This is a genomic window from Rhodococcus sp. IEGM 1408 (assembly GCF_033142235.1).
Lineage (GTDB): Bacteria > Actinomycetota > Actinomycetes > Mycobacteriales > Mycobacteriaceae > Dietzia.
Genome location: NZ_JAWLRW010000023.1, coordinates 1 through 9,928, shown reverse-complemented (window position 1 = coordinate 9,928; position 9,928 = coordinate 1). Strand labels below are relative to the sequence as shown.

Sequence of the window (9,928 nt, the reverse complement as noted above, 5' to 3'; positions counted from 1 at the left end):
TTCCAGGCAACGATGCGCTGGGCGAACACGTCGACGATGAACGCCACGTAGGTGAAGCCGGCCCACGTTCGGACGTACGTATTATGCGCAGCTGCGCATAACACCTACATCCACACCTGGCAGGGATTCGTCTATCTGGCCACGGTGATCGACTGCTACTCCAAGAAGGTCGTGGGCTGGTCGACCGCCGATCACATGCGCACCGAGCTCGTCGAGACGGCGCTGAAGAACGCTGCCGCGACGACGGTGATTGAACAGCTGGCGGGACCGCGGCCGCGTCTATACCTCGGGCGACTACAGCAAGCTGGTCACGGATCTGGGGATGCGTTCCTCGATGGGCAGAACGGGCGTGTGCTGGGACAACGCGATGGCCGGATCGTTCTTCTCGGCATCGAAGAACGAACGCGTGCATCGGACCGTCTACGACACGAAGCCGCAGGTCAGGCCTGACGTCATCAGCTACATTGAGGGTTTCTACAACACCCGGCGACGTCATTCAGCGCTCGGCTACAAGCGGCCGAACGAGGTGCACTACGCTGACATCCAGCCGGCAACGGCAGCGTAGAGATCATCAACTCCGCTGTCCGAAATCAGCGCGGCAGGTCAAACTGAGATGACTTCAACGTCGAAGTGGTGTACTTGATGCTGTCAGAACGTGAGTCTAAGATACTCGTCTAGTGCCCACTCGTGCTCGTCGCAGCACGTGGAGCGCCTTGGCGTGAGGACTCCGCACCAACTGAGTATTTGGAGGCTTGGGGGCCACCGGATATTGCGTTTGGGGGCCAGCAGTATTGCCGTTGGGGGCCGGTGATCTTCTCTGTTGGGGCCACCGGCCCCCGCCGGGGTGGTTAGCTACTGGGTCGCGGCGAGGTGCTCACGCATGTTGTGGGTGCCGGTGTCGATCCAGATGGTGTTGTGGACGATACGGTCCATGACGGCGTCGGCGTGGACTCCGGAGCCGAGGCGCTGGTGCCAGTCCTTCTTGGGGTACTGCGTGCAGAAGACTGTCGACCCAGTGTCGTAGCGCCGCTCAAGGAGCTCGAGGAGCATCCTGCTGATCGTCTCGTCGGGGTGGTCGAGGAGCCATTCGTCGATCACCAGTAGGGAGAACGCGGCGTACTTCTTGAGGAACTTGTTCTGGCCCTGGGGTCTGTCTTTGGCCAAGGCCCACGCTTCTTCTAGGTCGGGCATCCGGATGTAGTGCGCCCGGATCCGGTGCTGGCAGGCTTGCTTGGCCAGGGCGCAGCCGAGGTAGGACTTGCCCGAGCCGGTGAAGCCTTGGAAGACGACGTTCTGCTGTCTCTGAATGAACGAACAGGTGGCGAGCTGCGCGAGTACGGCCCGGTCCAGACCACGCTCCTCGACCAGGTCCACCCGCCGGAGATCCGCGCCCGGGTAGCGCAGGTTGGCCCGGCGGATGAGTCCGTCGATCTTGGAGTGGTTGAAGCTCTCGTGGGCGTGGTCGACGACCAGCTGAAGGCGCTCGCCGAAGCTCATGCCGACCACGTGGTCGTCGTGTTGCGCTTCGAGCGCCTCGAGCAGTGACTGCGCGCCCATCTCGCGGAGCTTGCGCTTGGTTTCGCTATCGATGCTGCTCATCGGGCGCTCCTGGCGTAGTAGTCGGCGCCGCGGACGTACCCGCTGGCCTGCTCGGGCTCGGTCCGTGATGGCCCGAGGGCGGCGGTCTTGTCCTGGCCGGTGGCCAGGATGGGGTGGATATGCGCGTAGCGGGGTGAGCGCACCGGTCCGGTCAGCGCCAGGGCGCAGGCGGCTTCGACCCGCTCTGCCGAGAACCGCCGCGAAAGGCGCAGCACCGCCAGGGCGGCGTCCAGGCCTTGCTCGTCGACGGGCACGGATTCGAAGATCCGGTTGACCACGATCACCGCCGCTGGCCCCACCCGCTCGGCCCACGCCCGTACCCGGGGCGCATCCCACTGCTCGTACTGGCGGCCGGCCGGCAGGTCGGCGTCGTTGGTGCGGTACTGGCCTGCCGTCTGCTCGGGAAGCAGAAGGTGGCTGGAGATTCTCTCGGTGCCGCGGTAGATCTCCAGCGTGCGGGCGGTGATTCGCAGGTCGACCTTGGTGCCGATGTGCGCCAGCGGGGCCGAGTAGAAGTTGCGCTCGAACACCACGTGCCCATTGCGGCCGACCCGCCGGCCGTAGAGCCACCGGCTGATCTCGAACGCCACCGCCGGCAGCGGCGTCAGCAGCAACTGCTCCTCGGTGGCGAACACGCTCAGCCGGGAACCGGGGCGTTTCTGGAACGGCTCGCGGTTGTAGGCGTCCATTCGCTCCCCGATGGCCTCGGCCAGTTCGGGCACCGTGTGGAACTTCCGGTCCCGCAGGCCGGCGATCACCCAGGTCGCAACGTGCGCGACGGTGTTCTCGGTGCTCGCCTTGTCTTTCGGCCGCCGTATACGCCCTGGTAGGACCGCTGCCGAGTAGTGGGCGGCCATCTCCCGGTAGGCGTCATTCAGGACGATCTCCCCGTCGCGGGGATGCTTGATCACGCCGGTCTTGAGGTTGTCGCACACGATCCGCGGCACCGACCCGCCGAAGGCTTCGAACATCGCTACGTGCGCCCGCAGCCACGCGTCCTGCTGCATGTCGATGCTGGGCCAGACGAACGCGTACCTGCTGAACGGCAGGCACGCCACGAACAGGTACACCTTCGTCACCGCCCCAGTGACCGGGTCGGTCAGCTCCATCGTGGGGCCGGACCAGTCGACCTCGACAGTCTGGCCGGCCTTGTGCCCGACGCGGGAGGCGGCGCCGGTGACCATCACGTGTCGCTGGTAGGTCTTGCACCATCGGTCATAGCCCATCGCCGGCGCTCTCGTGGTGGCGCAGCGGTCGGTGTACTCGCCGTGCAGCAGCTTGAGCGTGACCCCGACCCGGGCCATCTCGCGGTGGACCTGTTCCCAGTCCGGCTGGGCGAACACGCTCTCGTGCTCCCCGCGGCCTGGGAACAAGCGGGCGTACACCTGCTCATCGGTGAGCTCGACGACGTCGTCCCAGCTCGTCTCGGTCGCATCGGCGGCCTCCAGGACCGCCGCGATGCTTTTGCGGGACATGCCCTGCGAGGCGGCGATCGCCCTGCCTGACAGGCCTTCGGCGCGAAGCTGCAACACGAGCTTCGCCCTAATCTTCCGTACCATCACGGATTGCTCCTTCCGCCGCGTGCCCTATACACGCGGCGGAAGGAGCCTAAGAGCAGGTGGCCCCCACGGGCGCTACTGCTGGCCCCCAAGCGCAATAACTCGTCAAACGACGAACGGCCCCCGGAGGCAATACCGGTGGACCCCAGTAAGACGAATATTCACCAACCGCAGTATTCCAACGAAATGCCACCCTTGATGGAATCCCAATAGCGTCGGACCCCTGCGATCATCGATAACATTAGAAAATACTAACACCTTAACGTCCATCGACTAACACCGACTACCGCTACGGGTGGGTTGCGGACGACTAGGTGTGACGTCTAAGAGGTTGCCCGTTCAAGTGAGTGGTGACCGGGCCCGCTCCCAATCGAGTGGTCTCGAGGGTGAGCCTAGAGCTGCAGCCCCTGCAGCAGAGGCGCTTTACGTGCGTCGGTCGAGTCGCGATGCTGGACATAGGCCCATCCATTGCTTATTGTGCGCTAAAACGCTCGAACTTGCCGTTGGATTGTGACCGGTAAGGGTCGGGTGCGCTTGTGCTGGCCGGGCCGATGGCCAACGGGCACGCAGGGTCCGGGCCCACGTCTTCGCTACTTGGGCACCGATGAATTTTTTGGAGCACCACACCGAAATGACCGTGATCAGGCTAAATTCGCTAAGACGGCTCAATGCGGTCACCGCACAAGACCAAATCGACCACTCGGGACTCTACCTTTTGTAGGAAGTGGGAGTTCACCTACAGGGCATCTCCGAAGTAGCTCAAACAATTCCAACTGCACAAAAAGACCAAGCTGAGCCTCCAATAGCATCCGTACGTGGGTCTAGACGCCGTCCTCCACCGTCAACGCAGCGCGCGAGAATCAGCCGATAGCTCGCGCTTCGGGGCCCATTCAAAAAGCCACCCCACGACGCTGTAGCGACGAAGCCGGACCAAGATGAAACCCAGGGCCAAGGCGACCACAGACGTCACGACGAACAGCAGCCAAGGCGACGTAACCCCAACCAGTCGGGTAAGCGCGTGGAAAGCCAATGTAATGACCAAGTAGTGCGACACGTAATAGACGATGGACTGTCGACCTACCGCTGCCAGCCCGACTCCAATTAAGGTGGGAGCCACGAACTGCATCAGAGGGCGAAGGGCGAACACGGCGGCGAGGATGCCGACCGCCCACCAAGAGTCGTATCGCAGGTCATCCCCGGTGGCTGCGCTAAAGAGAACGGGGACAGCTGCTATCGCGCAAATTGCCACAACCCAGGGGCGGGAAACCAGGCCTTTCAATTGATCCCAGTGCCTCGCAACGAAGTCGCCGGCCATGAAGAACGCCCACAGAAACAGGAATCGCTCCCATTGCCCATCTGAAAAGGCGGCTCCCACCAGTGCTAGCGGTATCGTGGCCAATCGGACCCGCGGCAAACCGGCGAAGGGAAGAGCCAGGACGTAGAACACCACCAAGTAAGCGAGGTACCAGTGGTAGGTGGGCGGAGCGTAAAATACCCGCCCGAAGTGGCCGAGACCGACCACCTCCTCCCTCGCCGAAGACGCCGCGACCAACACCGCCAGGTTGGCGAAAGACCAAACGAAATACGGCCAGGCGATCTTTCCAAACTTGCCCTTCAGGTAAATATTGGCTGGTTTGGCCAGGGAGATCGGGAGGAGGATGCCCGACAGAAACATCAAGATCGGCATCCTGAACGGGCCGATTGTGTCATTGATCGTGGTAATGACACCGAGGCGGGTGTCAAGACCGAGGCTCACTTGCAAATCGGCGTGGTAAAGGACCACCGCGAGAATCGCGAGCCCTCGTAGAACGTCGACCCAGGCGAGCCTGGCCACACCCCTGTCTGGTTCAGCCGTTCCTCTGGTTATCAGCACGAGTGCAGACAATACGCACATTTCACCGAGAACGACTGCTACCCATTGGCTTTCGGGGGGACCACCAACCCCGGTTCCGCCCCTTGATCCCGTAGATGCCAGGAACCCGAGTGAAAACACCCCTGCGCAACCCAACCCCGACACAGCCTCAGATCCGTCTCCGGTCCGAGCCAAGGAAACGACGATATGCTTTCTGAGCACTGCGGCTTTGGCGAGAAGTGCCAAGTCTGGCCACAAGACTGGCTGCTCGACTACCGTCCCCCTCCGAACCATCCGGGAAACCGCGCTCCAACTGGGCACGTAACGCATACCAGTCGGCCACACGAAGACGCCCTTCGAGGACACCGGAGGCTTGCGGCCCCAGTCATCCCCGCGGCATCGGGCCTCGCCTCGAACTGGCGGCTACCCCGCCGTTCGGTGCAGAAGTGGCATCGCTGGCCCTCTCGTTTCAGCGCCAACGCATGCCGTCTCACGGACTGCTACGGCGAGTTACGACGATTTCGGCTAGCCAAACCAGTCACCGGTGCGCAGAAGCAGGCTTTCCACAGTAGCGAGGATGATCAAACTCTCGCCTAGCGTCTACACAAGTGTCTATGCTAGGCCTCGTGAATGTTGAGGCATGAATTGACGGGCAAGACTCGCCAGCCGTCGCCCTCTGGAGCCCGAAGCGCGGAGATTATTGCGCTACCTGTTCACCTCGTGCCTCCAAGCAAAAATCTCAAAATTCACCGTCTAGACGACATACTGACTGCAGATTCGACAATCCGTCAACAGGACGAGGCCAGCTAGTTGCTGGAGGAAGCCCCAGCTGATCGGACCACGAACCACACCCCGGTTCGCGGCTTCAGTTCGAGAGTCAGGTAAGACCCTCATAGCGCAAGTTACTTCAGCGCGGCCGTCAAGACTTTCCTAGCTTGCTACGGACTGCACCAACGACCTGCTCAATTTCGCTGTCCATTAGTCCAAACCCGCTCGGCAAGGTAACCCCTCGCCGAAATAACGTCTCGGACGCGCCATTGACGAAAGCTCGGGAGTCTTTCCACACTGGCTGCAAGTGCATGGGTTTCCACAAGTGTCGCCCCTCGATGTCGCTCGCGTCAAGGTGAGCGACCATCTCGTTGGCGGTGACTCCGACTTCCGTTCCCAAATCTATGGCTGTAAGCCAGCAGTTCTCTGCAGTGCCATCTAGATCCTCAGCGGACCCCAGAAACCGTAGGCCATCGATATCCGCGAACGCGTCAACGTACATTCGGCGAATTGCTCGGCGACGGACGATGAAGTCGTCCAGCTTGGCCAACTGGGCACGTCCGATGGCCGCCAAAATGTTGGACATCCGGTAATTGAAACCGACTTCGGTGTGCTCGTACCACGGAGTTGGTTGCCGAGCCTGGGTGGACAGGTAACGCGCGCGATCAATCAGCTCAGCGTCGTCTGAGACCAGCATCCCACCCCCAGACGTGGTCATAATTTTGTTGCCGTTGAAAGAGAACGCGGCTGCGCGTCCGTAGGCGCCGGCGGCCTTCCCCTTGAACGTTGCCCCGAGGGACTCCGCGGCATCAGCCAACATCGGAACTCCTAGTTCGGCCAACCCAGACTCGAGTACGTCGTACTCCACGCAGCGACCAAAGAGGTCCACAGGGAGCGCAGCGACGACGTCTCGACCTTCGCTCTGTAGTACTCGGATCGTTTCCAGCATCAGTTCCGCGTCGACGTTCCCGTCAGACTCCCGCGAGTCCACAAACACAGCCTCAGCGCCCGTGTAGGCAACTGCGTTCGCGGTGGCAGCGAAGGTCATCGATGATAGGACGACGCACACCCCCGGCTGTGCACCCAGCTCCAGCAGCGCAAGGTGCAGGGCAGCGGTACCCGACGACAGCGCCAGTGCGTGCCGCCGACCGGTCCGTTCACAAATTTCTGCTTCGAACGCGTCCACCTCTGGGCCCAGTGGAGTGACCCAGCCGGACCGAATTGCTCTGATCAGGGCCTCCTCCTCCTCGGGACCGACGGTCGCCTTGGACATGAGGATGCGAGACACAGGGACGCACCTTTCGTAGGGGGGGACGTTGATGCAATGCTAGCCGCAGGACCCTAACCGTCTGACTATCGCTGGCCACGCGCACCCCCTGCATCGCCGAGGAGTTCAACTTATGCCGTACAGAGCAAAGCGTGCGTTCGACATCGCCATCGCGGTACCGCTGTTCGTTTTGACACTTCCAGTGCAAGCTATTGCCGCGCTAGGAATCCTGGCGACGATTGGCTCACCCGTCTTGTTCTCACAAACACGACCCGGTCTCGATGGGAGACCGTTCATGATGCGCAAGTTTCGTACGATGCACCCGATTAAACCTGACAGGGGCTGGATCGACGACGCGACCCGCATGACGCGTCTGGGATCGCTTCTTCGGGCTACCAGTATCGACGAGTTGCCAACAATTTGGAACATCGTCAACGGCGATATGAGCCTTGTTGGCCCCCGCCCTCTCCTCATGCGTTACTTGGAGCGCTTTTCGCCCGAGCAAGCCCGCCGAATGGAGGTGCCCCCCGGCTTGACGGGTCTCGCACAGGTATCGGGCCGCAATGCGCAAAGCTGGGACGAACGCTTCGCTTTCGATGTAGCGTACGTCGACAACTGTTCGCTTGGACTCGACATACGGATCCTTGCGCGTACCGCGTGGACAGTGCTCCGCCGGGAGGGAGTCTCCGCAGAAGGGGAAGCTACGATGCCGGAGTTCAGGGGTAGCGGCTTCTGACCGACAACGCTCACGCGGTGCTCCCACTATGCTCGGCCACATGCCAACTCCACTTGTGATTATCGGCGCGGGCGGCTTCGGCCGAGAAGTCCTCGATATTGTGCACGACCTCAACCGCCAGCTTGCCGATTCCGTGTCAGACCGTTTTGACTTCATCGGATTCATTGACGACGGTGAACCCGACATGGACCGGCTTTCCCGCATCGGCGCTCATTACATTGGGCCAAGCGCCAGCTTAAATGACCTCCCAGAGGGATGCGAATACTCGATTGGCATCGGATCCGGAGCCATCCGGCGAACGCTGGATGACGCTGCGACCGCTGCAGGACTCCAACCCGCGACCCTCGTCCACAGTTCGGCTACGTTCGGGGCCGATGTCCATATATCTCCCGGCGCAGTAGTCTGCGCGCATGTATCCGTCACCACGAACGTGTCAATTGGGCGGCACGCTCACATCAATCTGAATAGCACAATCGGGCATGATTCCGTCCTAGCCGATTTCTCGACGGTCAACCCGCTGTGCGCGATCTCTGGCGAGGTCACCGTGGGCGAGGAAGCGATGGTTGGTACAAACTCGGCGATTAATCAGGGGCTCACTATCGGCCGTGGGTCCATTATCGGATCTGGATCTGCGGTGACGAAGAACGTGGAGGACTACACGCTTGTCGCTGGGGTGCCAGCAGTCGTCAAGAAAATGCTTCCGCACTGAGAATTGCAATCATTGCTAGGGCGTGTCTCCCAGTAGGCGTACCCGGGTCAGGATCGAACAGAGCGTGACGGCGGCACGGTAAGTGATGGCGAGCTTGTCGTATCGGGTGGCCAGCGCTCGCCATTGCTTGGCCAGAGCGAAGGAACGCTCGACGACGTTTCGTGGCTCTTCGTATCTGAGTGTGGGGTCAGTTTCGTAGCCCACCGGCGATGAGGAGCATGCGCAGGCGGTAGTTGTCCCGGTTGCGGTATACGCAAGCCAGGCGCCGGTGGAGTTCGATTAGGCCGTTGATCGCTTCGGTTCCTCCGTTGTTGATCAGCCGGTGGTCCAGTACGCGGGAAATGCGTCCTTCCACTTGCGAAGAGTGCGGCCGAGGCGGGCGATCTCAGGGATCGGGCAGGACGGCAGGGTTGCGAGTACCTTCCCGCAGCGCTGCGCCCGGTCTGAAGGTCGGTGTGGTGGTAGGCCTGTCGGAGTTCGTGGGCGACTTGCCAGGCGATGAACAATTCCTCGTGCCTGGGGTCGGCGGCCAGTGCGTCATTGAACCGTCGCCACTGCCGCTCGGTCAGGCGTACCGGGTCGCAGCGGATGATGGCGCGGATTCCGTGGAGGGGGTCGCCTTTGCGTCCGCGGTGGCCGCAGATCTGCTGCTGCAACCTACGGCGGACCTCGTCCACGGCACCGAGGGCGAGCTTGACGACATGGAAAGCGTCGAGGACAGCGGTGGCGTCGTCGAGTTCGTCATCGACGGCCCGCTTGTAGCTGTGGAACGGATCGGACGCGGCGATCTCGACACTGAACCGCCCCAGGTTTTCCGCCGCTCCCTATGTGGGTTGCAGCTCTCGGTTGAGAGCGGCGTAGTAGCTCTGCTCGAACTCGACGGGCGGGACGTAGTCCAGGCTTGAGTGGAGCCGTTCATTGTTGTACCACTCGACCCATGCGGCGGTGGCGTACTCGACGTCGGAGATCGTCTTGTACGGCCCGTCGTGGAAGATGGACGAGCGGATGCACTCGGCCTTGTACAGTCCGTTGATTGTCTCCATGAGCGCGTTGTCGTAGGCGTCGCCGACGCTGCCGATCGACGGTTCGATCCCCTCGAGGGCGAGGCGTTCGGTGAACGCTACAGATGTATATTGACTGCCCGCATCGGAGTGGCTGATCAGCGATTTCGGTTCGACCGGGCGTCCCTCGCGGTCCCGTTGCCACAGCGCCATGCGCAGCGGCGTCATCACCAAGTCCGTGGCCATGGTCGTCGCTGCATTCCACGCCACGATGCGTTGGGCGAATACGTCGACGATGAACGCCACGTAGGTGAATCCGGCCCACGTTCGGACGTACGTATTATGCGCAGCTGCGCATAACACCTATTCGGCTCAGTCCGTGGTTATGTGCAGTCGGGTGCGCCCGGGCGTCTGAGTGGCCCGGGCTGACCTGGGTT

General features: G+C 61.8%; 7 protein-coding genes and 3 pseudogenes. 3 read left to right on the top strand and 7 right to left on the bottom strand.

Annotated elements, in window-relative coordinates; translation table 11 throughout:
* Window positions 1–102: 102 nt before the first annotated feature.
* A pseudogene (locus R4P08_RS18140) lies at window positions 103–565 on the top strand (IS3 family transposase); the annotation flags it as partial.
* Between the two features lie 287 nt (window positions 566–852).
* Here R4P08_RS18140 and R4P08_RS18135 read toward each other — a convergent pair.
* The 4 genes from R4P08_RS18135 to R4P08_RS18120 all read right to left on the bottom strand — a co-directional run bounded on the left by R4P08_RS18135 (window position 853) and on the right by R4P08_RS18120 (window position 7,066).
* Window positions 853–1,599, bottom strand: a complete 747-nt coding sequence (locus R4P08_RS18135) for an ATP-binding protein (RefSeq protein WP_182641292.1) — start codon at window positions 1,597–1,599, stop codon at window positions 853–855.
* Complete coding sequence (gene istA, locus R4P08_RS18130; RefSeq protein ID WP_317815263.1) at window positions 1,596–3,158, bottom strand: IS21 family transposase; 1,563 nt, start codon at window positions 3,156–3,158, stop codon at window positions 1,596–1,598. The genes R4P08_RS18135 and istA overlap by 4 nt, the downstream gene beginning before the upstream one ends.
* An 841-nt stretch (window positions 3,159–3,999) precedes the next feature.
* Window positions 4,000–5,043: an acyltransferase gene (locus R4P08_RS18125; protein ID WP_317815262.1), complete on the bottom strand. Its 1,044-nt coding sequence runs from the start codon at window positions 5,041–5,043 to the stop codon at window positions 4,000–4,002.
* 886 nt (window positions 5,044–5,929) lie between these two features.
* Window positions 5,930–7,066, bottom strand: coding sequence for a DegT/DnrJ/EryC1/StrS family aminotransferase (locus tag R4P08_RS18120; protein ID WP_317815261.1), 1,137 nt, complete (start codon window positions 7,064–7,066; stop codon window positions 5,930–5,932).
* Between the two features lie 112 nt (window positions 7,067–7,178).
* Here R4P08_RS18120 and R4P08_RS18115 point away from each other — a divergent pair, with 112 nt between their 5' ends.
* The gene (locus R4P08_RS18115; protein ID WP_317815260.1) at window positions 7,179–7,781 is read left to right on the top strand and encodes a sugar transferase; all 603 of its coding nucleotides are present in this window, start codon (window positions 7,179–7,181) and stop codon (window positions 7,779–7,781) included.
* A gap of 40 nt (window positions 7,782–7,821) precedes the next feature.
* Window positions 7,822–8,490 (top strand): acetyltransferase, encoded by a 669-nt coding sequence (locus tag R4P08_RS18110; RefSeq protein ID WP_317815259.1) that lies wholly within the window; start codon window positions 7,822–7,824, stop codon window positions 8,488–8,490.
* Window positions 8,491–8,677: 187 nt separating this feature from the next.
* Here R4P08_RS18110 and R4P08_RS18600 read toward each other — a convergent pair whose 3' ends face one another.
* From R4P08_RS18600 to R4P08_RS18100, 3 genes and pseudogenes are all read right to left on the bottom strand, one after another.
* The gene (locus R4P08_RS18600) at window positions 8,678–8,845 is read right to left on the bottom strand and encodes a transposase (RefSeq protein ID WP_411741241.1); all 168 of its coding nucleotides are present in this window, start codon (window positions 8,843–8,845) and stop codon (window positions 8,678–8,680) included.
* A gap of 94 nt (window positions 8,846–8,939) precedes the next feature.
* Window positions 8,940–9,278: pseudogene (locus tag R4P08_RS18595) on the bottom strand (ISL3 family transposase); the annotation flags it as partial.
* Between the two features lie 36 nt (window positions 9,279–9,314).
* Window positions 9,315–9,830: pseudogene (locus R4P08_RS18100) on the bottom strand (IS3 family transposase); the annotation flags it as partial.
* Window positions 9,831–9,928 lie beyond the last annotated feature (98 nt).